We start from the raw sequence: 21458 nt of genomic DNA, 5'->3' as shown, positions 1-21458 counted from the left end.
GTTATGACGATGATTTAGCAGACGGTGATTCTGGTGCAGCTTTGGCATCATCGGAGACTTCTTTTGGCGTCACCTGCGCACCCGGTTTGGCACGCTGGATACCGGTGGTGATCACCCGATCGCCTTCTTTTAGACCTTCCGTCACCAGCCATTTGTCGCCAAATGCCTGATTAGCGGTGATGTTACGGGATTCCACTTTATTATCTGCGCCAACCACCATTGCGGTTGCCTGACCGGTTGGGGTGCGTGTTACGCCCTGTTGCGGCACCAGCAGTGCGGTGGGATTGGTGCCCTCATCCAGACGCGCACGAACAAACATGCCTGGCAGCAGGCGATTGTCCGGGTTCGGGAAGATGGCGCGCAGCGTGATCGAGCCGGTGGTTTCATCCACGCTCACATCAGAGAATTCCAATGTGCCTGTCTGCGGGTATGCGTTACCGTTTTGCATCAGCAGGGTGACGTTGGCCTTACCGTCGTTCTGTTTCAGCTGACCGGATTCCAGCTCTGCGCGCAGACGCAGGAAATCATCACTGGATTGGGTCACATCGACATACATAGGATCGAGCTGTTGCACGGTCGCCAGGGCAGTGGTTTGCCCGTTGGAAACCAGCGCACCTTCGGTTACCGACGATTTACCAATACGGCCGCTGATAGGTGACGTCACTTTGGTATACGCCAGATTGATGCGCGCAGTTTCGACGTTGGCACGCGCAGCCTGGGCGGCTGCAGCAGTCTGAGCTGCGGTGCCTGCGGCGGTGTCATAGTCCTGCTGACTGATGTACTTAGTACCCAGCAGCGGCTTATAGCGAGTAATGGTTAACTGCGCAACACGCGCATTGGCTTCAGCCTGGGCGAGATCCGCTTTAGCGCTGTCGTAGGCCGCCTGATAGGTGGCGGGATCAATCTGATACAGCGACTGACCGGCTTTTACATCACTACCTTCAACAAAATTACGCTTGAGGATAATTCCTGACACCTGAGGGCGAACTTCCGCAACGCGGAAAGCCGAGGTACGGCCCGGCAGCTCGGTGGTAATTTTCAAGGGTTCGTTTTTTAACGTTACAACACCCACTTCTGGGGGCTGCTGCTGGGCGGCTTGCTGGGATTTATTATCATCACATCCTGTTAACACAAAGCTGCCTGATAGCATCAGGACGGCCGCCAGAGGCGCTAATCCTCTGTTTTTATTCATAAATAAACCTCTAGTGTCCGATATCAAATGATCAATGGATCACAAACCGATAAACCCATTGCTGCGTTAAAACACGGGTCATGCTATGGTACATACATTCACAAATGTATGTAAACTTACAAGTTTGTAAAAAAAGCCCAGCATGGCACGAAAAACCAAAGCGCAAGCTCTTGAAACACGGCATCAAATTCTTGACGCCGCATTAGCACACTTTTCCGAACATGGTGTGGCCGCCACGTCTCTGGCGGATATCGCAACAGCGGCCGGCGTCACGCGCGGGGCTATCTACTGGCACTTCAAAAATAAAGCCGATCTCTTACAGGAAATCTGGCTGCGTTGTGACGCTGGGCTGGACGATGTGGAACTTGAGTATCAGACAAAATACCCGGGCGATCCACTTTCTGTTGTTCGTTCTATGTTGATCTATATCCTTGACGCCACAGCAAAGGATCCGCAAAGACGCGCATTAATGGAGATTATCTTTCACAAATGTGAGTTTGTTGGCGAAATGTCGACGTTACAGGATATGCAGCAGAGCTTACTGCAAGCGTGTTACGATCGAATTGAAACTGTACTACGTCTTTGTATTGATGCCAGCCAATTGCCTGAGAACCTGAATACGCGTCAGGCGGCGCTACTGATGCGCGGCTATATTAATGGCATGATGGAAAGCTGGCTGTTCAACCCGCAAAGTTTTGATTTGGCAGCCGATGCGCCTCAGCTGGTGGATGCGTTTCTTGATATGTTGCGCCTAAGTCCAACGCTGCTTAGTCGGCCTTGATTTCCGCCGCTTGTTTCTGCTCATAATCCCGCTGAACAATCGCCAACGCAGCCAGCACGGTGGCGGTAGGGACATTATTCTCTTCAAGCAGTTGAATCAGATCGACGGCAAGTTTGATGTCGTCGGGTGCGCTGTCCAGTGACATTTTTTCTCCTAAATACGTAATTTCGCCGCGACCAGCAGCATTAATAGTGCGCCCAGCAGTGCGCTGGCGAAACCGGCTGGATGCAGGGCGGCCAGATCGCCGGTGGTGAAGTAGGTGGCGATATAGCCGCCAATCAGCGCGCCAATCACCGCCAGCACCAACGTCGGCACAAATCCTCCCGGACGACCGGGAAAAATCACCCGTTTGAGCCAGCCTGCCGCTAAACCGATCACAATCCATAATACCAGCGTCATGATTTTACTCCTTTTTCTCACCGCAATGAGTATAGAGGAAAAAGCGCCGCGTTCAGCGCGGCATAGGCGGCAACTCCAGTTTGTAGATAGCGGCGCGGCAGCGTGCCAAACGTTCTTGCAGCTGATCGACTTCACGAATTAACTGCTGCTGAACGCTCAGCGTTTCAGCGCGCGCCAGATGCTGCTCGCGCTGCGCAATCATCGCCAGTAAGCGTTTTTCGTAGCCTTGATACTCTTCACGCTTGGCCTGGCGTGCATCGACACGTGGCCGCTCGCGCTTGACGCGCAGCTGCTGGCTCTGGCATTCGCGCTGTAATGCGGCAATTTGATCCAGCACTTTCTCCGCCAGCCATTGACGGCGCGCCACATCAGTGTCAGCAGCGGTTAACTGCGTCACATTGCCTTCCAGTTCGCGCAGATAATCCGCCAGACGCGTGCCGCTGGTGCGAAACAGGTGAGAATCAAAACGGGGCTGACGACAGGCACCATCCGGCTGCTGCGCAATCTGCTGGCGCAGTAACTCTAACATGGCATGGAGACGTTGCTGGGCGGGCGGTTGGGGCATCACTCTGTTTCCGACTGTGTTAACGTAACGCTGTTTTTGACTTATTCAGGCATCAGGCATGCAGCGCATTTTACTACTGAGCCTTGGCTGGCTGGCGATTGTGCTAGGTACGCTGGGCATTGTATTACCTTTATTACCGACGACGCCATTTGTGTTGCTGGCGGCCTGGTGTTTTGCCCGCTCGTCGCCGCGTTTCCATCATTGGTTGCTATGGAAGTCGCCGTTTGGTCGCTTTATTCGCCACTGGCAGCAGCATCGTGCCATGCCGCCCGGCGCCAAAGGGCGCGCCATGTTGCTGATTGTGATTACCTTTTCGGTGTCCCTTTATTTAGTAAACCTGCTGTGGGTGCGCATCCTGTTAGGCGCGATGCTGTGCCTGCTGCTGCTTTTTATGTGGCGCATTCCGGTTGTAACCGAGGATGCCAACCCGCCACAACAGTAGCGTGAGGGTTGCATTTAGCCGGGTATTTGCATAGATTTGGGCATCTTCGTGCGTGGCTTCCCTTATAAACGACTTCGCTTAACCCGGTTTCCGGGGTTTGGCGCTAGAGAAGCTGCGCGTATTAGATATTTTCTCCAGGCGTAACATTTATGACCGCAACTGCGCAGCAGCTTGAACTCATCAAAAACAGCATTAAAAGCATTCCTGACTATCCGAAGCCGGGCATTCTGTTCCGTGACGTGACCAGTCTGATGGAAGATCCGCAGGCGTATGCCGCGTCGATCGCCATTCTGGTGGAGCGTTATCGTAACAAAGGCATCACCAAGGTGGTGGGAACGGAAGCGCGTGGCTTCCTGTTTGGCGCACCGGTGGCGCTGGGTTTGGGCGTGGGTTTTGTGCCGGTGCGTAAGCCGGGCAAACTGCCGCGTGAAACTTTCAGCGAAAGCTACGAGCTGGAGTACGGCACCGATGCGCTGGAACTGCACAAAGATGCCATCAAACCAGGCGATGTGGTGCTGGTGGTGGACGATCTGCTGGCGACTGGCGGCACGCTGGAAGCAACGGTGAAGCTGATCCGCCGCGCCGGTGGAGAAGTGAAAGACGCCGCATTCGTGATTAATCTGTTTGACCTGACCGGTGAAGCCCGCCTGACTGCCATGGGCGTCGAGTGCTTCAGCCTGGTGAATTTCCCCGGCCACTAAGGCCTGCGCGCTCCGCTGCACGGCGGGGCGCCACCTCTGCAAAGTTAGTGGTTGCTGATCCGCTGGTGGCTGTTAAACTACTGCCAAAATAAACAGGGTTTGCGAAGCTGCATTTTCTCCCTTCTCCCTAAATTCCAGTGATTGAATCCACATGAGCTATCAGGTACTTGCGCGAAAATGGCGTCCCCAGGCCTTCGCTGACGTAGTCGGTCAGGAACATGTGCTGACTGCGCTGGCCAACGGGTTGTCACTGGGACGAATCCATCATGCTTATCTCTTTTCTGGCACACGCGGCGTCGGGAAAACCTCGATCGCCCGTCTGCTGGCGAAGGGGCTTAACTGTGAAACCGGCATCACGTCAACGCCGTGCGGGCAATGCGATAACTGCCGCGAAATCGAGCAGGGCCGTTTTGTCGATCTGATTGAGATCGATGCCGCGTCACGCACCAAAGTTGAAGATACGCGCGATCTGCTCGATAACGTGCAGTACGCGCCGGCGCGCGGTCGCTTCAAGGTCTATCTGATCGATGAAGTGCACATGCTGTCGCGCCACAGCTTCAACGCGCTGCTGAAAACGCTGGAAGAGCCGCCATCGCACGTGAAATTTCTGCTGGCGACCACCGATCCGCAGAAGCTGCCGGTGACGATTCTGTCCCGTTGCCTGCAATTCCATCTCAAAGCGCTCGACGTGGAGCAAATCCAGCAGCAGCTGGCGCATGTGTTGCAGCAGGAGCAGATTGCAGCCGAACCGCGTGCGCTGCATCTACTGGCGCGCGCCGCTGACGGCAGCATGCGCGATGCGCTGAGCCTGACCGACCAGGCGATTGCCATGGGGCAGGGCAGCGTAACGCGTGACACCGTGGCACAAATGCTCGGCACGCTCGACGATGAACAGCCGCTGGCGCTGATTGAAGCGCTGGTGGATGGCCAGGGCGAACAGGTGATGGCGCTGCTGAATCAGGCCGCGTCGCGTGGGGTTGAGTGGGAAGCGCTGCTGGTCGAGATGCTGCGTTTACTGCACCGCATTGCGATGGTGCAGCTGCTGCCAGGCTCGCTCAGCGAGGACGATCTCAGCCAAGCCGATCGCCTGCGCGAGTTAGCGCGCGTGCTGCCACCGGCTGACGTGCAGCTCTATTACCAAACGTTGTTGATGGGACGTAAAGATCTGCCGCTGGCACCGGATCGGCGCTTAGGCGTAGAGATGGCGCTGCTGCGGGCGCTGGCGTTCCATCCGCAGGCAACGATTGCGGAGCCGGTGGCGCGTCCCACCTTGACGCCACAAGCTGCTCCGCAGGTTGCTGCGCCACAAGCCGCAGCGAAAGCCGCGCCCGCACCGGCTGCGCAGCCGCAGATGGCACCGCCGAACCCTGACGCGCCGCCGGTGTCGGATGATTATCCAGACATGCAGCCCGCGCCCGATCCGTTACCTGACTCCACCAGCCAGTTGTTACAGGCGCGAACGCAGTTGCTGCGTCAGGGAGCCGGCAAAGCAAAAAAGAGTGAGCCGGCAGCGCGTTCCGCGCGGCCGGCGAATCCGGCGCTGGAACGTCTCGCTAGCGTCACTGAACGTGTGCAACAACGTGCGTCCGAACCCACGGTAAAAGCCCCGGCCAAACCGGAAGCCTATCGCTGGAAAACGCAGCTGCCGGTGGAGGTTAAAGCGGAGCCGGTGGCGACGCCAAAAGCCTTGCGTTCGGCACTGGAGCATGAGAAAACCCCTGAGCTGGCGCTGCGTCTGGCGGAAGAAGCCCAGCAGCGCGATGCGTGGGCTGCTGAAATCGCCGCGCTGACGCTGCCAAAACTGGTGCAGCAAGTGGCGCTCAATGCGTGGAAAGAGGTGGGCGAAGCCGGCGTTACGCTGCATCTGCGCAGCAGTCAGCGCCATCTGAATTCAGCTTCTGCCAGGCAGGCGCTGGCGGAAGCGCTGAGTCAGTCTGCCGGTCAGCCGGTTGAATTGACGATTATTGAAGACGATAATCCTACGGTATTGACGCCACTGGAGTGGCGCCAGGCCATTTATGAAGAGAAGCTGTCGCAGGCGCGACAGTCGATCGAAAGCGATACCCATATTCAGACATTGCGTCGATTCTTCGATGCCGATTTGGATGAAGAGAGTATTCGACCGGTGTGAACATGCTGCCGCGCGTCAACTGCGCGCAGCCCCAGCAGAGAGAGAAAACTATGTTTGGTAAAGGCGGATTGGGCAACCTGATGAAACAGGCCCAGCAGATGCAAGACAAAATGGCCAAAGTGCAGGAAGAGATCGCCGCGATCGAAGTGACCGGTGAATCAGGCGCTGGCTTGGTTAAAGTAACCATCAACGGTGCGCACAACTGCCGTCGTGTTGAAGTCGATCCTAGCTTGCTGGAAGATGACAAAGACATGCTGGAAGATCTGATCGCCGCGGCCTTCAACGATGCGGCACGCCGTATTGACGAAACGCAGAAAGAGAAGATGGCTGCGGTCTCTTCAGGTATGCAGCTGCCGCCTGGCTTCAAGATGCCGTTCTGATGCAAACCAGTCCACTGCTTGAATCTTTGATGGAGTCGTTGCGCTGCCTGCCGGGCGTTGGCCCGAAGTCGGCGCAGCGCATGGCTTTTCAGCTGTTGCAGCGCGATCGTAGCGGTGGCATGCGTCTGGCGCAGGCATTGACCCGCGCCATGTCGGAAATCGGTCACTGCGCCGATTGCCGTACCTTCACCGAACAGGAAATCTGCACCATCTGCGCCAATCCGCGTCGTCAGCAAAACGGCCAGATTTGTGTGGTGGAGAGCCCGGCAGATATCCACGCCATTGAGCAGACCGGCCAGTTTGGCGGCCGCTACTTTGTGCTGATGGGGCACTTGTCACCGCTGGATGGCATTGGTCCACAGGATATCGGCCTGGATCGGCTGGAGCAGCGTCTCGAGCGCGAAACCTTAACCGAAGTGATCCTCGCCACCAATCCCACGGTGGAAGGGGAAGCCACGGCCAACTACATCGCCGAGTTGTGCGGACAATATGGCGTTGATGCCAGCCGCATTGCACACGGTGTGCCGGTCGGTGGTGAGCTGGAAATGGTCGATGGCACCACGCTGTCGCACTCGCTCGCCGGACGCCACAAGATTAATTTCTAATCACTTGCCGATGTCTTCACAGACATCGGCTTGAAATCCTCTCCTTCATCCCCATTTCTCTCTCAACGTATCATCAACCCCGATTCAGTTGAGGTAGCAATGACCATGAAAGGACAAGAGACGCGTGGCTTCCAGTCAGAGGTAAAACAACTTCTGCACCTGATGATCCATTCACTCTATTCAAATAAAGAGATTTTCCTGCGCGAGCTGATTTCCAACGCTTCAGATGCCGCCGACAAACTGCGCTTCCGCGCGCTGTCGACGCCCGATCTGTATGAAGGCGACGGCGACCTGCGCGTACGTATCTCGGTCAATCCGGAAAATCGCACGCTGACGCTCAGCGATAACGGCATCGGTATGCGCCGTGATGAGGTGATTGAGAACCTCGGCACCATCGCTAAATCCGGCACCAAATCCTTCCTCGAATCCATGGGCTCCGACCAGGCGAAAGACAGCCAGCTGATCGGCCAGTTTGGCGTGGGCTTCTACTCTGCGTTCATTGTGGCGGATAAAGTCACCGTGCGCACCCGCGCCGCCGGCGCTAAAGCCGATGAAGCGGTGTTCTGGGAATCTGCTGGCGAAGGGGAATATACGCTGGCAGAGATTGAGAAAGCCGATCGCGGTACCGAAATCACGCTGCACTTCCGTGAAGGCGAAGATGATTTCCTCGATGCGTGGCGCGTACGTAACGTGATCAGCAAATACTCCGATCACATCGCGCTGCCGGTTGAGATTGAAAGCAAAGACGAAGAGAGCGACACCACCACCTGGGAAAAGATCAACAAAGCCCAGGCGCTGTGGACGCGCAACAAGTCTGAGATCAGCGACGACGAGTACAACGAGTTCTACAAACACATCGCCCACGATTTCAGCGATCCGGCGATCTGGAGCCATAACCGCGTGGAAGGTAAGCAGGAATACACCAGCCTGCTGTATATCCCGGCGCGTGCGCCGTTCGACATGTGGAACCGCGACAGCAAGCACGGCCTGAAACTCTACGTACAGCGCGTGTTCATCATGGACGATGCCGAGCAGTTCATGCCGAACTACCTGCGCTTCGTGCGTGGTTTGATAGATTCCAACGATCTGCCGCTGAACGTATCGCGTGAAATCCTGCAGGACAGCCGTGTGACCCAGAGCCTGCGTGGCGCGCTGACCAAGCGTAGCCTGCAGATGCTGGAGAAGCTGGCGAAAGACGACGCGGAAAAATATCAGCAGTTCTGGAAAGAGTTCGGTCTGGTACTGAAAGAAGGTCCAGCCGAAGACAACGCTAACCAGCAACAGATTGCCAAACTGCTGCGTTTCGCCACCAGCCAGAGCGAAAGCGCAGAGCAGACCGTTTCGCTCGACGATTACGTGACGCGCATGGTGGAAGGTCAGGACAAGATTTACTACATCACCGCCGACAGCTATGCCGCCGCGAAGAGCAGCCCGCATCTGGAACTGTTCCGCAAAAAAGGCATCGAGGTGCTGCTGCTCTCCGATCGTATCGACGAATGGATGATGAGCTACCTCACCGAGTTCGACGGCAAAACCTTCCAGTCAGTCAGCAAAGCGGATGATTCGCTGAGCAAACTGGCCGATGAAGAGACCGAAGAGCAGAAAGAAGCGGAGAAGGCGCTGGAGCCGTTTGTTGATCGCGTGAAAACGCTGCTGGGCGAGCGTGTGAAAGAGGTGCGTCTGACGCATCGTCTCACCGACACGCCAGCGATCGTCACCACCGATGCTAACGAAATGACCACGCAGATGGCGAAGCTGTTTGCCGCGGCCGGTCAGGACGTGCCGGACGTGAAGTACATTTTCGAGATCAATCCGGATCATACGCTGGTGAAACGCGTGGCCGATACCCAGGACGAGACGCGCTTTGCCGAGTGGGTTGAGCTGCTGCTGGATCAGGCGCTGCTCGCCGAGCGCGGTACGCTTGACGATCCAAACCAGTTTATCCGTCGCATGAACCAGTTGCTGACGGCGTAATCGCACCAAACCCGAAAGGTCGCCATTCATGGCGACCTTTTTTATATCTGCTGTTAAATCTGCGCCTGATCCCGCAACCAATCGCGAAACAACGTAATCTCCGCATCGTGCTGACGCGAAGTCTTGGTCATCATCAACGTGGCGCGATCGACGCGCACAAAGCCCAGCGGTGCGATCAAGGTGCCGTCACTCAACTCCTGACGCACCAGCAAGCGTGGCGCCATAATCACGCCCAATCCGTTTCTCGCCGCCTGAATGGCTAACGTCAAATTATCGAAATGCTTGCCGATCCAGTAATTGCCGCGTACGCCGCTGGTTTTCGCCCATTCGGCCCACGCATGCAGCCGCGTATCGGCGTGCAGCAGCGGCAGTGAGGCGAGATCCTGCTCGCTTTGAAAGCGGGCGGCAAACTGCGGGGCGCACAGCGGGCCGATGTAATCATCGCTGATCAAAGTGGCATCAATATCGTCATCCGGCGACTGCTCGGCGCTGAGAATCAGCACATCGGTATGCTCGCTGCGCAGCTGGTCAATCTCTACCAGCGGCTGAAACTGCACTTCAATATCGGGATAGCGCTGATAGAAGCTGGCGATGCGCGGAATCAGCCATTGCGAGAGAAAGCTGGGCGCGCAGGAGACGCTGATATGATGGCGCATGCCGGTACGGATGCTTTCGCAGGTGGTGGAGAGCTCGCTAAAGGCTTTCTGACAACTCACCAGCAAACGTTCACCGTGTGAGGTTAATTTGACGCGTCCATTGGTACGCACAAACAGCGGCTTCCCCATCCAGCTCTCCAGCTGTCGAACCTGATGGCTAATGGCGCTATGGGTGACATGCAGACGTTCGGCCGCTACGCTAAAACTGCTGAACAGTGCCGCCTGGTGGAAATAGTGCAGTGCACGTAACGATGGAAGCACGGTCATACTCGTCCCCTGTGTAAAAACCTAACAGGGATTGTCAGTTTATATCATTTTAATGTCCAGCCGCATTGGCCTAACCTTTCCACCAGATTCTGGCAGGTTGACGGCTACGGCTCTCTGTGTTTTACGCCGACTATCACCGCAGGTTTCACCTCCCACACACAGCATAATAACCAGAGACATACCACGCGATGGCTCCACAACTTGCTTCTGCCAGGGCGGCGGCGGCGCGCGATAAGCTTCGCGGCTCGCTTTCCCGCTATTACCGGCTTGAAAATTTCGATCTCTTTTTCGCTCCCTCTTTGCATATCTCGCGAGTGCTGCTTTCCCAGCTGTTTCTCCGTCAGGAGCAATCACGTAATCACACGCGCTATGCCTCGCACTATCCGGTTAGTGAACTGAGCGTGCTGCCTACCTTGCCAATGACGGCGGGCAACATTGCGCTGGTGGATCATGTTGATATGCAGCAAGGTCGCGTGCGTGCGTTGAGCGAATGTCAAAGCCACGGCGTCACCGATGCATCGGAGTCGTTTGCCACGCAGCTACACAAACGGCTGGTGAGCGATGCGCGACTGTTTGTCGCCCGCCTTGATCGCCATTCGGCGTTATGCGGCGATCTGGTGTTAATCGCATTGCGCACCGCCGATTTCAGCACATTGGTGCGCAGTGAGCTGCGGCTGTTTGAGCAAGGATTAGCGCTCGGTGGCGCGCCAGAACAGGCGCTGGCAATGATGAAGGACAGCGAATGGCGTCCGTACAATATTGCGATGGTGGAAAAAATCGCGCTCGACTCGCCATTCATCCTGCACTCCATTCAGCAACCGGGATTACCCTTTGCGCTTTTTCCGCTGCCGAACGGCCTCAATGCCAGTGAATTGCCGCAGGATATTCAGGTGCTGCCCGAACAGGCGCAATTACGCTTGTGCGCCGACGTGCGCGGCGGGGTCAACAAACAGCTGAACGTCACACCCGCACTGAAAAAACGCCTCAAAGACGTGCTCATGCTTAGCCGTGATTCCTAAAAACGGGCACTCTGCTGGTATTTGCTGACAAAGCAGGTCAAAGTAGACCTTTCGTGGCGAACGCGCCCGTTTCCTTGTGGTGCGCGGGCCATAATGATATGTTCTTCGCCTTCTCAGATTGAACAATGCGATTCGCAAGGGGAATTACGCAATGCGTATTATTCTGCTCGGAGCTCCGGGCGCAGGTAAAGGCACTCAGGCTCAATTCATCATGGAGAAATACGGTATTCCGCAAATCTCCACCGGTGACATGTTACGTGCGGCAGTCAAAGCAGGTACGGAACTGGGCCAACAGGCAAAAGCGATCATGGATGCCGGTAAACTGGTGACTGACGAGCTGGTGATTGCGCTGGTTAAAGAGCGTATCGCGCAGGAAGACTGCAAAAACGGTTTCCTGCTCGATGGCTTCCCACGCACTATCCCGCAGGCTGACGCGATGAAAGAAGCGGGCATCAAGGTTGACTACGTGCTGGAGTTCGCTGTACCGGACGAGCTGATTGTGGATCGTATTGTTGGCCGCCGCGTACACACGCCATCGGGCCGCGTTTATCACGTCACTTACAATCCACCGAAAGTGGAAGGTAAAGATGACCTGACCGGCGAAGAGCTGACCACGCGTAAAGATGACCAGGAAGAGACCGTGCGTAAGCGTCTGGTGGAATACCATCAACTGACTGCACCGCTGATTGCCTACTACGGCAAAGAAGCGCAAGACGGCAACACCGAATATCACAAAATCGACGGCACACGTCCTGTCGCCGAAGTGAGCACGCAATTGGCCACGATTCTCGGTTAATGCGTTGAGGGGCCGGTTGTCCGGCCCTTTTGCAGCAATTGCTTTCCCCTCCTTTAATTTCCGCTACAATTTCCCCCTGATTTTGCATTCGACCCATTCGTTTCGACATCAAGGAAATACCATGAGGCAAGAAAAGCCCGGGGTTTTGCTGGTTAACTTAGGCACACCAGACGCACCCACAACACCTGCGGTTAAACGCTATCTGAAACAATTCCTCGGCGATCCACGAGTGGTTGATACACCGCGCTTACTGTGGTGGCCGATTCTCAATTTCATCATCGTGCCTTTTCGCTCGCCACGCGTATCGAAACTGTATGCTTCCGTATGGATGGATGAAGGTTCACCGCTGATGGTGTTCAGCAAGCGTCAGCGTGACGCATTGGCGCAGCGCCTCGATATGCCGGTTGAACTGGGCATGAGCTACGGCCAGCCAAGCCTCGACAGCGCACTGAAACGCTTGCTGGATCAGGGCGTGACCAAACTCATCGTGCTGCCGCTCTATCCGCAGTTCTCCTGCTCGACGGTTGCCGCGGTTTGGGATGGCTTAGCCACCAGCTTTAAACCGCTGCGCTCGCTGCCGGAAGTGGCGTTTATCCGTGATTACGCGGAGCATCCGGCTTACATCGCCGCGCTGAAAGCCTCGGTTGAGCGCTCGTTTGCGCTGCATGGCGAACCGGATCTGCTGGTGCTGTCCTATCACGGCATTCCGCAGCGTTTCGCCAATGAAGGCGATGATTATCCGCTGCGTTGCAAAGACACCACCGATGCGCTGGCCGCGGCGTTGGGCATTGCGCCACACAAAATCATGATGACCTTCCAGTCGCGCTTTGGTCGCGAGCCGTGGCTGACGCCGTACACCGATGAAACCATGAAAAGTTTGCCGGCCAAAGGCATCAAGCATGTGCAGGTGATGAGTCCGGGCTTTGCGGCGGATTGCCTTGAAACGCTGGAGGAGATCAGCGGTGAGAACTGCGAGATCTTCCTGCATGCCGGCGGCGAAAAGTTCGAGTACATTCCTGCGCTCAACGCCGATGCGGAGCACATTGAAATGATGGTGCAGCTGGTCAACGCGCGCCGTTAAGGGTGTGGCAGAGAGTGTGATATCATTCTCTGCCTGATTTTCCCTGACGGCACTCTCGATGAAATTTCCCGGCAAACGCAAATCCAAACACTATTTCCCCGTCAACGCGCGCGATCCGCTGCTGCAAGCCACGCAGCAAGAGCAGGAAGAGGGCAGTTGGGTGGTGGGTATCGACCAGACGCTGGTGGATATTGAAGCCAAAGTCGATGACGACTTTCTGCAGCGTTACGGTTTAAGCGCCGGTCACTCGCTGGTGATCGACGATGCTACCGCCGAGGCGCTCTATAACGAACTGATGCGCGAAGCGCTCATCAGCCATCAATTTGCCGGTGGCACCATCGGAAACACCCTGCATAACTACTCGGTGCTGGCGGATGACCGCTCGGTGCTGCTCGGTGTGATGTGCAATAACATTCAGATCGGCGGCTACGCCTATCGCTACCTGTGCAACACCTCCAGCCGCATGGATCTGAACTTCCTGCAGGGCGTTGATGGCGCGATTGGCCGCTGCTTTACGCTGATTGGCGAGCAGGGTGAGCGTACCTTTGCCATCAGTCCCGGCTTGATGAACCAGCTGCAGGCCAATAGCATTCCGGAAGAGGTTATTGCGGGCGCGTCGGCGCTGGTGCTGACTTCCTATCTGGTGCGCTGCCAGCCGGGCGAACCGATGCCGGAAGCCACTTTACGCGCCATCGACTACGCCAAAAAACACAACGTGCCGGTGGTATTGACGCTCGGCACCAAATACGTGATTCAGGATAATCCGCAGTTCTGGCGAGATTTCCTGCGCGATCACGTCTCAATTGTGGCGATGAACGAAGAAGAAGCCTTTGCGCTGACCGGCGAGCAGGATCCGCTACTGGCGTCGAATATGGCGCTGGATTGGGTGGATTTGGTGCTGTGTACCGCTGGGCCAACCGGGTTGTACATGGCCGGTTTCACTGAAGAAGAGTACAAGCGCAAAACCAACCATCCGCTGCTGCCGGGCGCGCTGGCTGAGTTCAACCAATATGAATTTAGCCGCGCGATGCGCCACAAGGATTGCGATCAGCCGCTGCGCATCTTCTCGCATATCGCGCCATATATGGGCGGCCCAGAGAAGATCATGAACACCAATGGCGCGGGCGATGGTGCGCTGGCGGCACTGCTGCATGACATCACCGCTAACAACTTCCATCGCCAAAAAGTGCCGAACTCCAGCAAACACGGCCGCGCCTACCTGACCTATTCGTCGCTGGCACAGGTGTGTAAATACGCGAACCGGGTAAGTTATCAGGTGCTGAACCAGCATTCACCGCGCCTGACGCGCGGCCTGCCGGAGCGGGAAGACAGCTTAGAAGAGTCGTATTGGGACAGATAAAACGCAAGGTCGCCGTTCATGGCGTAATGCTCGTCAGTTAAGGCATGAAAACCCTTAATTACCGAGAGCACACATTGTAGCGGCGCAATTTATTGCGCGATAAATCGCGCCGCTACGGAATGTGCGGTGATTTGATAAGGTGCTTAACTGATCGGCATTACGCCGTTAATGGCGACCTTGCCAAAGACCACACTCACTTAAATTGGGCACTCACGTACAATCGGGTTCTGCGCAATCTCCTCTTCCAGCACATGCAGCATGCTGTTGGCAATCTCACGCTCGCCCATCACTACGCGATTCGCGCCGCGCTCCATTATGTAGGTCACTTCATCGTCATAATGCGCACGGGCAATTATCTCAATGTCCGGACGCTTCTCGCGCGCTGCCGTCACGACTTCACCGGCTTCGTAGCCATTCGGAATGGTCAGCAGCAGCCAGCGGGCACAGTCGAGGCGCGCCAGTTCCATGGTATCCACGCGTGCCGCATTGCCCAGCACCGCTTTGATCCCTTGCTCGCGCAGCGCTTCAACGCGCGGACGGGAGTTCTCCACCACCACCAGTGGCACATCCGCTTCCATCAGCTTTTGCCCCAGCAGGCTGCCGACGCGGCCATAACCTACTAAAACCGCGTGATTGCAGATATCCACCGGAATCTGCTTCTCTTCTTCGATCGCTTCTTCCAGCGTCTGTTCTTCGATGGTCTCGGTTTTGTCGAGGTAGCGTTCCAGCACGCTAAACAGAATCGGGTTAAGCATGATGGAGAGAATCGCCGCCGCCAGCACCAGATTGCGGCCTTCCTCGCTCAGCATGCCGAGCGAGATGCCGAGGCCGGCGAGAATAAAGGCGAATTCACCAATCTGCGCCAGGCTCACCGAAATGGTCATCGCGGTGCGACGTGAATGACCCAGCAGCGTTACCAGCAGCCAGGCGGCAATGGATTTGCCCAGCACGATAATCGCCAGCGCGCCAAGCACCGCCAGCGGTTGCTCAATCAGGATCATCGGGTCAAACAGCATGCCGACGGACACAAAGAACAGGACGGCGAACGCATCCCGCAGCGGCAAGGTATCGTGCGCCGCGCGGTGGCTGAGTTCAGATTCGTTCAGCACCATGCCGGCAAAGAAGGCGCCGAGGGCGAAGGAGACATCAAAGAATTCGACGGCGCCAAAGGCGATACCGAGCGCCAGCGCTAACACCGCAAGGGTAAACAGCTCACGCGAGCCGGTCGCGGCACTTTTTGCCAGAATCCACGGCACTACGCGACGGCCTACCACCATCATCAGCACCATAAAGGCGACGACTTTACCGATGGTCAGCAGCAGATCCCACAACAGCAGCGTTGGGCTGGCGTTGCCCTGTTCCAGCATGCCGGCGATGGCTGGCAGCAGCACCAGCGTCAGCACCATCACCAAATCTTCCACGATCAACCAGCCAATGGCGATTTGCCCGCGCTGGCTATCAATCAGCTGACGCTCTTCCAGCGCGCGCAGCAGCACCACGGTGCTGGCGGTGGAAAGACACAACCCAAATACCAGGCCGGTCATCCACGACCAGCCCATTGTCCATGAAAGTCCCATTCCCAGCAGCGTCGCCACGGCGATTTGCGCGATGGCGCCAGGAATGGCGATGGACTTTACCGACATCAAATCCTTCAGCGAGAAGTGCAAACCGACGCCGAACATCAGCAGAATAACGCCGAGTTCAGCCAGTTCAGGGGCAAGGTTGGTATCCGCGACAAAGCCTGGCGTGAAGGGGCCGGCCAGGACGCCAGCCAGAAGATAACCGACTAACGGTGAGATGCGCAGGCGGTTTGCCAGCATACCAAGGAGAAATGCGAGGACCAGTCCCCCGACAATGGTAGTGATCAACGGTGTGGTGTGATGCATGCCTGTCTCCTTGTGTGCAAATGTATCCGCTTGTAACAACCTAGTGTAATGCACAATCACTCACCGCGTTTAAACATTTGAGCGGTTAAAGCCCACTAAATTGAAAAAATGAGACTAAAACGCAGCTGAAGCTCCATTTTCGTCAGTTATCTCATTATATCGGCTGGAAATACGCAGAATGAAGGGTGGCGCGGAAAAAATAGTTGCAGGGGGAAATTGGCTTCGCAGCAGGGGTTGTTACGGTTAAAGCGGTCCTAAGTCGATAAAGTCACCGCCAGGTGTAGAATTGGGTTGTCATTGCCAGCTAGAAGCGAATTTAAAAATGCTGGTCGTCACGCTGTGCCATGATGCAATGCGTGTTTCATCTTGAGTTAGCCAGCCATCTGTGCGACACAGAAGGGCGATAACGCACATTAAGTCCACCGCTAAGTGGAAAAACGCAGAATAAGGAGATCGACTTTGTTTTTATCACCGCGAAAAGGGCGCTGGCTGGCGCTGACAGTGTTACTGCTGCCGATGCTGGCGCAGGCGTGGCAAACGGATCGCAGTTATCGTTTCAGCATTCTGCACACCAACGATCATCACGGTCGTTACTGGCCGAACGCACAAGGCGAATATGGCCTTGCGGCACAGAAAACGCTGATGGATCAACAGCGCTACGATGTGCAGGCCAAAGGTGGCGGCGCGCTGATCCTGTCGGCGGGCGATGTGAACACCGGCGTGCCAGAGTCAGACATGCTGGATGCTGAACCCGACATTCGCGGCATGAACCTGGTGGGCTATGACGCCATGGCGCTGGGCAACCACGAATTCGACAAACCGCTTAGCGTGCTGCAACAGCAGCAGAAGTGGGCCAAATTTCCGTTCCTTTCGGCCAACATCTATCAAAAAGGCACCGACACGCGCTTATTTAAGCCGTGGGCAACCTTTAACCGCATGGGGCTGAAGATTGCGGTGATCGGCCTGACCACCACCGACACGCTGCGCATCGCCAATCCGGAAAACATTGCGACGATTGATATTCGCGATCCGGTGAAAGAGACCGAAAAAGCGGTGGCGGAACTACGCGCCAGCGAAAAGCCTGATGTCATCATCGCCCTGACACACATGGGCCACTACGACGACGGTCAGCACGGCAGCAATGCGCCGGGTGACGTGGAGCTGGCGCGCAGCCTGCCACCGGGCACCATCAACGTGATCATTGGCGGCCATTCACAGGATGCGGTGTGCATGGAGAAAGAGAACGTCAGCGTAAAAGATTATCAGCCAGGCCAGCCCTGCCAGCCGGATCGGCAAAACGACGTGTGGATCATGCAGGCAAAAGAGTGGGGCAAATTTGTTGGGCGCGGCGACTTCACCTTCCGCAATGGCGAGCTGACGCTGGAGAATTACCAGCTGATCCCGGTCAACCTCAAGCATAAAGTAAAGAATCTTGATGGCAGCGAATCCTGGCTTACCTGGCAGGAAGAGATCCCGAAAAACAGCGCGATGATGAAGCTGTTAACGCCGTATCAACTGCGTGCTGGCAAGAAACTGGATGTCAACGTCGGCAGCAGCGACGGCGTGTTTGTCGGTGAGCGCGACAAGGTACGCTTTGAGCAGACCAATCTTGGGCAGCTAATTTTGCGCGCCCAAATGGCGGCGACCAAAGCGGACTTTGCGGTGATGAGCGGCGGTGGCATTCGCACTTCGCTGGCGCAGGGTAATCTCAGCTGGCGCGATTTGTTGCAGGTGCAGCCGTTTGGCAATCAGGTGGTGTCGGTGACGCTGAAGGGTAATGAAGTGCTAAATTATCTGGCGACGGTTGCCAATATTAAAGTGGATTCCGGCGGCTTCGCGCAGTTCAGCAACATCAGCCTGGTGGCGGATGGTAAAGGCGTCAGCGACGTGAAGATTAATGGCGAACCGCTGCAAAAGGATAAAACCTACCGCATGGCGACTAACAGCTTTAACGCCAGCGGCGGCGACGGTTATCCGAACATTGAAACCCATGCTGGCTTCAGCAACAGCGGGCAGCGCGATGCGGATGTGCTGCGTGATTATGTCAGCCAGCATTCACCGCTGAAGGTAGCGGATTATCAACCTGGCGGGATTGTGCATCTGACAGCAGCGCAAATTGAAGAGCGCAACAAAGCGCTAGAGAAGCAACGCAAACCAAGCTACCCGCAAATGATTCTGGCGTGGATCTGGCCGCGCGCCGCACAACATTGAACTCTGCGCTCGTAGGTCGCCATTTATGGCGACCTCTTTTCAAATGCACATCACGCCTGACACGATTTCTGCGTCACCCAACGGTGGCGCATCTTATCCCACATCCAGTTGTAAACCATGGTATAGGGCAGGAAGAACAGGAAGAACGCCACTTCCAGCACAAAGGCTTCCAGCAGCGAAATATTCAGCATCCAGGCGGCAATCGGCAAGCCAATCAGGATAAAACCGCCTTCAAAGCCTAGCGCATGCATGGCGCGTAAACCGAATCCGCGTTTCACCTGCGGCGGCCAGATGCGATCAAAGCCGGTGTTATAGATCATGTTCCACAGCATGGCGACGGTCGACAGCATAATCGCCAGCGCGCCCATCTGAAACAGCGGTTTCTCCATGATCCAGGCAGCCAGCGGCGCAACAGTGATAAGTGCTAACCCTTCAAAGCCTGCGGCATGACAAAAACGTTCTTTCAGCGAACGGGTACGCATATAAACCTCCTTATTGGTGATAACCCCTATTTTCGCACTGGGTGATGCTAAGATAAAATGATCACCTATCGATAAAAGCGATGGTTCAACATGAAATATTCCCCGGAATCCCTTGAGGCGTTTGTGCAAACCGTGGCCAGCGGATCCTTTTCGGCGGCGGCGCGCGCGTTGTCTAAAAGCCAGTCCACCATCAGTAACGCGATCGCTAATCTGGAAGACGATTTGGGTTTCACGCTGTTTGATCGCAGCGGACGTAACCCGGTATTGACCGAGCATGGCCAGCGCGCGTTTGCGCAAGTGCAGCAGATTCTGGCCGCCAGCCAGCGGCTGGATGAGCTGGCAGTGCGCTTGTCGCAGGGCGTAGAACCGCGCCTTAGCCTGGCGATCTCCGATTTTTGGCAAGCGGATCACCATGAAAATCTGCTTAACCGGTTTGAGGTGCGTTATCCAGATATCGATTTTGAATGCATGATCGCCGAGGATGCTGATGCATTAGATTTGATACAAGCCGGGCGCGTGCACCTTGGCGTGGTGCGGGCGCAGCCACAATTGCCGCCGGATTTGGCGGTGGCACGCTTGCAAGTGGGGGCGCAGATGGCGATCTACCTTCATCAGGATCATGCGCTGTCGCAGGCTCAGCAGGTGAGTGAAGGGCAGTTAGGTGAGTTGCGGCATCTGCGGCTCAATACCTGGGTACAAAATCGCGATCCCTTGCCCGCCGGACGCGTGTGGTCGGCGCCATCTTATTTATTGCTGTTAGAGATGGCAGAGCAGGGTTTTGGCTGGAGTATATTACCGCGCTGGCTGGTGGAGCAGTTTGGTCATCAGGTGTTGAAGGAGTTGCCGGTGCCGGGCTGGCCGCAGCATATCGCGGTTGATGTGGTGTGGTCGCGGCGTAATCCGCCGGGACCGGCCGGACGCTGGATGATCGATCAACTCTGCGCCCAGCAGCCCGACTAATCGCGCCGTGCGACGTCGGCCAGCGGCGCATCCAGCAGGCGAGACAAATCTTGCGCGGCCAGCTCGATATCCAGCCCGCGTTTGCCGCCGGAGATAAAGATGGTGGCAAACTCCGCTGCCTGCTGATCGATCACCGTTGGCAGACGTTTTTTCTGTCCCAGCGGGCTAATGCCGCCTACCAGATAACCGGTCACGCGCTGTGCCAGCTGCGGATCGGCCATATCCGCTTTCTTGGCGCCCAGCGCTTTGGCGACCTTTTTTAGATCCAATTGGGTTGAGACCGGCGTCACCGCAACCGCCAGCGCTTTAGCATCGCCGTTGAGCGATACCAGCAAGGTTTTGAACACCTGGCGGGCATCCAGATTAAGCTTACGCACCGCTTCGTCGCCAAAATTGGTTTCGTGGCTATCGTGGTCGTAGGGATGCAGGGTAAAGGTGACTTTTTGTTTTTCCAGAAGTTTTACCGCGGGCGTCATGATCGGTCCTTGTTAGGAAAATTCTTATTTCAGTTTTGATGGAAAAACAGTGGCGAAATTCTGAACTTTGCGCGAGAATTGGCCCGCGCCAGCAAGAGATTGTTGGTGATAACCAAAATCATAAACAAATTCCTCTTTGACGGGCCAATAGTATTATTGGCCTTCTTTTTTTCTGCCAAACGCACAGTTAATAAAACGCACAAGCCCGTAGCGGCGCGTTTTATCGCGCAATAACTTGCGCCGCTAAGAAATGTGCATAAATCAGCTCTTCAGCAGTCCCGGCAAATTATCATCGCCATACAGATGCAGTGCGCCCACCGCCACCACATAACGCCCTTTCGGTAACGCCAGCAGCAGCTCGCGCCAGTGCTGGTTGCGGTTGCGCATCAGCGTGTCGTTCAGCTCGCTGCTAAAGGTGGTCGGCAGCGCCACCGGTTGCTGGGTGGGCGGCGCATCCAGCCACCAGCTGATCATGGTTTGCAGCAGGCGCGCGTTGGTGTGCCAGTGTTCCAGCGTATCCAGCAACAGCGGCAAACCATCCTGCGGCAGCGATTTCAGCAGGGCGATCTGCGTTTCCGGACCTTCCAGCTCGATAATGCGTTTGTTGGCCGCTTTGGCCGCCTGCAACAGCTGATAATCGATACCAAACTGCGGACGCAATCCCAGCCGCTGCGCCTGTTGCGCCTGCAACATCAGCGCGATCTGCCAGAACGGCAGCGTATCGAACAGGCTCAGTGACAGCGAAAGCTCCTCGCACAAGGCCTGCAAGCGCTGCAGCACGTCGTCGTCGAGTCGCATTGCCAGCGGCGGATGTTCATCATCATTGCTGAACGGCGATTCGCCTTGAGTGATATCGGCTTCGACAATCAGCGCGTCGGCTTTATGCAGCTGGCGCAATAGCCCGGCAGGCAGCGGCTGCATATCGCGCGTGCCCATGTGAATGCTGCCCGCCAAATGCAAACGACGATCGCCCAGCTGAATATCCATGGCCGGCCAGCTGTAACTGGCCGGAAAAAGGGTCGCGATCCGTTGTTGGATGCTGTGCCACAGACCGTGTCTCATTCCCTGTCCTTTTTAAGGCAAAAAACCATGCT

The 21458-nt window shown here is 56.1% G+C and carries 22 protein-coding genes and 1 other annotated feature; of the genes, 13 read left to right on the top strand and 9 right to left on the bottom strand.

The annotated features are described in order from the left end of the window. Nucleotide 1 precedes the first annotated feature (1 nt). Nucleotides 2-1192, bottom strand: a complete 1191-nt coding sequence (locus tag KVT28_RS06985) for an efflux RND transporter periplasmic adaptor subunit (RefSeq protein WP_101762404.1) — start codon at nucleotides 1190-1192, stop codon at nucleotides 2-4. Nucleotides 1193-1334: 142 nt separating this feature from the next. Between KVT28_RS06985 and acrR the strand changes: the two genes are divergently transcribed. Beyond that, entirely contained in the window at nucleotides 1335-1973 is a 639-nt protein-coding gene (gene acrR / locus KVT28_RS06980) for a multidrug efflux transporter transcriptional repressor AcrR (RefSeq protein WP_101762403.1), read from the top strand. On the opposite strand, the gene rsmS is transcribed toward acrR, so the two are convergent. The 3 genes from rsmS to priC are packed head-to-tail and all read right to left on the bottom strand — an operon-like array spanning nucleotide 1960 to nucleotide 2937. Further along, nucleotides 1960-2118, bottom strand: a complete 159-nt coding sequence (gene rsmS / locus KVT28_RS06975; protein ID WP_101762402.1) for a pleiotropic regulatory protein RsmS — start codon at nucleotides 2116-2118, stop codon at nucleotides 1960-1962. The two genes, acrR and rsmS, sit on opposite strands and share 14 nt — an antisense overlap. An 8-nt stretch (nucleotides 2119-2126) precedes the next feature. Next, nucleotides 2127-2372, bottom strand: coding sequence for a GlsB/YeaQ/YmgE family stress response membrane protein (locus KVT28_RS06970; protein WP_101762401.1), 246 nt, complete (start codon nucleotides 2370-2372; stop codon nucleotides 2127-2129). A 52-nt stretch (nucleotides 2373-2424) separates the two neighbouring features. Then, nucleotides 2425-2937 (bottom strand): primosomal replication protein PriC, encoded by a 513-nt coding sequence (priC, locus tag KVT28_RS06965; protein WP_101762400.1) that lies wholly within the window; start codon nucleotides 2935-2937, stop codon nucleotides 2425-2427. A gap of 58 nt (nucleotides 2938-2995) precedes the next feature. Between priC and KVT28_RS06960 the strand changes: the two genes are divergently transcribed. From KVT28_RS06960 to htpG, 6 genes are all read left to right on the top strand, one after another. Further along, complete coding sequence (locus tag KVT28_RS06960) at nucleotides 2996-3379, top strand: DUF454 family protein (RefSeq protein ID WP_101762399.1); 384 nt, start codon at nucleotides 2996-2998, stop codon at nucleotides 3377-3379. A gap of 149 nt (nucleotides 3380-3528) precedes the next feature. Next, on the top strand, nucleotides 3529-4080 hold the full coding sequence (apt, locus tag KVT28_RS06955; protein WP_008103878.1) for an adenine phosphoribosyltransferase: 552 nt from the start codon (nucleotides 3529-3531) through the stop codon (nucleotides 4078-4080). Nucleotides 4081-4231: 151 nt separating this feature from the next. Next, on the top strand, nucleotides 4232-6211 hold the full coding sequence (dnaX, locus tag KVT28_RS06950) for a DNA polymerase III subunit gamma/tau (RefSeq protein WP_217547371.1): 1980 nt from the start codon (nucleotides 4232-4234) through the stop codon (nucleotides 6209-6211). Continuing rightward, nucleotides 5553-5614, top strand: a sequence feature (DnaX frameshifting element). Its footprint overlaps the gene before it by 62 nt. 50 nt (nucleotides 6212-6261) lie before the next feature. Next, entirely contained in the window at nucleotides 6262-6591 is a 330-nt protein-coding gene (locus KVT28_RS06945; RefSeq protein WP_008103874.1) for a YbaB/EbfC family nucleoid-associated protein, read from the top strand. Continuing rightward, nucleotides 6591-7196 carry a recombination mediator RecR gene (gene recR / locus KVT28_RS06940; protein ID WP_008103873.1) on the top strand — a complete coding sequence of 202 codons (606 nt, stop codon included), beginning with the start codon at nucleotides 6591-6593 and terminating at the stop codon, nucleotides 7194-7196. The genes KVT28_RS06945 and recR overlap by 1 nt, the downstream gene beginning before the upstream one ends. A gap of 99 nt (nucleotides 7197-7295) precedes the next feature. Continuing rightward, the gene (gene htpG, locus KVT28_RS06935) at nucleotides 7296-9170 is read left to right on the top strand and encodes a molecular chaperone HtpG (RefSeq protein WP_217547368.1); all 1875 of its coding nucleotides are present in this window, start codon (nucleotides 7296-7298) and stop codon (nucleotides 9168-9170) included. Nucleotides 9171-9223: 53 nt separating this feature from the next. On the opposite strand, the gene KVT28_RS06930 is transcribed toward htpG, so the two are convergent. After that, complete coding sequence (locus KVT28_RS06930) at nucleotides 9224-10093, bottom strand: LysR substrate-binding domain-containing protein (protein WP_101762395.1); 870 nt, start codon at nucleotides 10091-10093, stop codon at nucleotides 9224-9226. A gap of 188 nt (nucleotides 10094-10281) precedes the next feature. Here KVT28_RS06930 and KVT28_RS06925 point away from each other — a divergent pair, with 188 nt between their 5' ends. The 4 genes from KVT28_RS06925 to KVT28_RS06910 all read left to right on the top strand — a co-directional run bounded on the left by KVT28_RS06925 (nucleotide 10282) and on the right by KVT28_RS06910 (nucleotide 14349). Next, nucleotides 10282-11112, top strand: coding sequence for a DUF6024 family protein (locus KVT28_RS06925; protein WP_217547366.1), 831 nt, complete (start codon nucleotides 10282-10284; stop codon nucleotides 11110-11112). A gap of 151 nt (nucleotides 11113-11263) precedes the next feature. Then, a complete protein-coding gene (gene adk, locus KVT28_RS06920) occupies nucleotides 11264-11908 on the top strand; it encodes an adenylate kinase (protein WP_008103865.1) in 645 nt (214 codons plus the stop codon). 121 nt (nucleotides 11909-12029) lie between these two features. Beyond that, nucleotides 12030-12989 (top strand): ferrochelatase, encoded by a 960-nt coding sequence (hemH, locus tag KVT28_RS06915; RefSeq protein WP_137385293.1) that lies wholly within the window; start codon nucleotides 12030-12032, stop codon nucleotides 12987-12989. A gap of 58 nt (nucleotides 12990-13047) precedes the next feature. Continuing rightward, nucleotides 13048-14349 carry an inosine/guanosine kinase gene (locus KVT28_RS06910; protein ID WP_101762392.1) on the top strand — a complete coding sequence of 434 codons (1302 nt, stop codon included), beginning with the start codon at nucleotides 13048-13050 and terminating at the stop codon, nucleotides 14347-14349. Between the two features lie 197 nt (nucleotides 14350-14546). Here KVT28_RS06910 and ybaL read toward each other — a convergent pair whose 3' ends face one another. Further along, nucleotides 14547-16235 (bottom strand): YbaL family putative K(+) efflux transporter, encoded by a 1689-nt coding sequence (gene ybaL, locus KVT28_RS06905; protein ID WP_101762391.1) that lies wholly within the window; start codon nucleotides 16233-16235, stop codon nucleotides 14547-14549. Nucleotides 16236-16694: 459 nt separating this feature from the next. Between ybaL and ushA the strand changes: the two genes are divergently transcribed. After that, nucleotides 16695-18446, top strand: a complete 1752-nt coding sequence (gene ushA / locus KVT28_RS06900) for a bifunctional UDP-sugar hydrolase/5'-nucleotidase UshA (protein WP_217547364.1) — start codon at nucleotides 16695-16697, stop codon at nucleotides 18444-18446. Nucleotides 18447-18496: 50 nt separating this feature from the next. On the opposite strand, the gene KVT28_RS06895 is transcribed toward ushA, so the two are convergent. Continuing rightward, the gene (locus KVT28_RS06895; protein ID WP_101762389.1) at nucleotides 18497-18928 is read right to left on the bottom strand and encodes a multidrug/biocide efflux PACE transporter; all 432 of its coding nucleotides are present in this window, start codon (nucleotides 18926-18928) and stop codon (nucleotides 18497-18499) included. A 90-nt stretch (nucleotides 18929-19018) separates the two neighbouring features. Between KVT28_RS06895 and KVT28_RS06890 the strand changes: the two genes are divergently transcribed. Next, a complete protein-coding gene (locus KVT28_RS06890) occupies nucleotides 19019-19888 on the top strand; it encodes a LysR family transcriptional regulator (protein WP_101762388.1) in 870 nt (289 codons plus the stop codon). Here KVT28_RS06890 and ybaK read toward each other — a convergent pair. Beyond that, nucleotides 19885-20364: a Cys-tRNA(Pro)/Cys-tRNA(Cys) deacylase YbaK gene (gene ybaK / locus KVT28_RS06885; protein ID WP_101762387.1), complete on the bottom strand. Its 480-nt coding sequence runs from the start codon at nucleotides 20362-20364 to the stop codon at nucleotides 19885-19887. The two genes, KVT28_RS06890 and ybaK, sit on opposite strands and share 4 nt — an antisense overlap. A gap of 261 nt (nucleotides 20365-20625) precedes the next feature. Next, nucleotides 20626-21426, bottom strand: coding sequence for a TraB/GumN family protein (locus tag KVT28_RS06880; protein WP_101762386.1), 801 nt, complete (start codon nucleotides 21424-21426; stop codon nucleotides 20626-20628). Nucleotides 21427-21458: the final 32 nt, after the last annotated feature.

Source organism: Pantoea sp. GbtcB22, assembly GCF_019091025.1.
GTDB classification, from domain to species: domain Bacteria; phylum Pseudomonadota; class Gammaproteobacteria; order Enterobacterales; family Enterobacteriaceae; genus Pantoea; species Pantoea leporis.
Note: the sequence above shows the minus strand (reverse complement) of the source record. Positions and strands in the feature narration are given on the sequence as shown.

Coding starts and splice junctions, on each gene's coding strand:
- KVT28_RS06985 (WP_101762404.1), bottom strand. CDS start 1,192: ATGAATAAAAACAGAGGATTAGCGCCTCTGGCGGCCGTCCTGATGCTA.
- acrR (WP_101762403.1), top strand. CDS start 1,335: ATGGCACGAAAAACCAAAGCGCAAGCTCTTGAAACACGGCATCAAATT.
- rsmS (WP_101762402.1), bottom strand. CDS start 2,118: ATGTCACTGGACAGCGCACCCGACGACATCAAACTTGCCGTCGATCTG.
- KVT28_RS06970 (WP_101762401.1), bottom strand. CDS start 2,372: ATGACGCTGGTATTATGGATTGTGATCGGTTTAGCGGCAGGCTGGCTC.
- priC (WP_101762400.1), bottom strand. CDS start 2,937: ATGCCCCAACCGCCCGCCCAGCAACGTCTCCATGCCATGTTAGAGTTA.
- KVT28_RS06960 (WP_101762399.1), top strand. CDS start 2,996: ATGCAGCGCATTTTACTACTGAGCCTTGGCTGGCTGGCGATTGTGCTA.
- apt (WP_008103878.1), top strand. CDS start 3,529: ATGACCGCAACTGCGCAGCAGCTTGAACTCATCAAAAACAGCATTAAA.
- dnaX (WP_217547371.1), top strand. CDS start 4,232: ATGAGCTATCAGGTACTTGCGCGAAAATGGCGTCCCCAGGCCTTCGCT.
- KVT28_RS06945 (WP_008103874.1), top strand. CDS start 6,262: ATGTTTGGTAAAGGCGGATTGGGCAACCTGATGAAACAGGCCCAGCAG.
- recR (WP_008103873.1), top strand. CDS start 6,591: ATGCAAACCAGTCCACTGCTTGAATCTTTGATGGAGTCGTTGCGCTGC.
- htpG (WP_217547368.1), top strand. CDS start 7,296: ATGACCATGAAAGGACAAGAGACGCGTGGCTTCCAGTCAGAGGTAAAA.
- KVT28_RS06930 (WP_101762395.1), bottom strand. CDS start 10,093: ATGACCGTGCTTCCATCGTTACGTGCACTGCACTATTTCCACCAGGCG.
- KVT28_RS06925 (WP_217547366.1), top strand. CDS start 10,282: ATGGCTCCACAACTTGCTTCTGCCAGGGCGGCGGCGGCGCGCGATAAG.
- adk (WP_008103865.1), top strand. CDS start 11,264: ATGCGTATTATTCTGCTCGGAGCTCCGGGCGCAGGTAAAGGCACTCAG.
- hemH (WP_137385293.1), top strand. CDS start 12,030: ATGAGGCAAGAAAAGCCCGGGGTTTTGCTGGTTAACTTAGGCACACCA.
- KVT28_RS06910 (WP_101762392.1), top strand. CDS start 13,048: ATGAAATTTCCCGGCAAACGCAAATCCAAACACTATTTCCCCGTCAAC.
- ybaL (WP_101762391.1), bottom strand. CDS start 16,235: ATGCATCACACCACACCGTTGATCACTACCATTGTCGGGGGACTGGTC.
- KVT28_RS06895 (WP_101762389.1), bottom strand. CDS start 18,928: ATGCGTACCCGTTCGCTGAAAGAACGTTTTTGTCATGCCGCAGGCTTT.
- KVT28_RS06890 (WP_101762388.1), top strand. CDS start 19,019: ATGAAATATTCCCCGGAATCCCTTGAGGCGTTTGTGCAAACCGTGGCC.
- ybaK (WP_101762387.1), bottom strand. CDS start 20,364: ATGACGCCCGCGGTAAAACTTCTGGAAAAACAAAAAGTCACCTTTACC.
- KVT28_RS06880 (WP_101762386.1), bottom strand. CDS start 21,426: ATGAGACACGGTCTGTGGCACAGCATCCAACAACGGATCGCGACCCTT.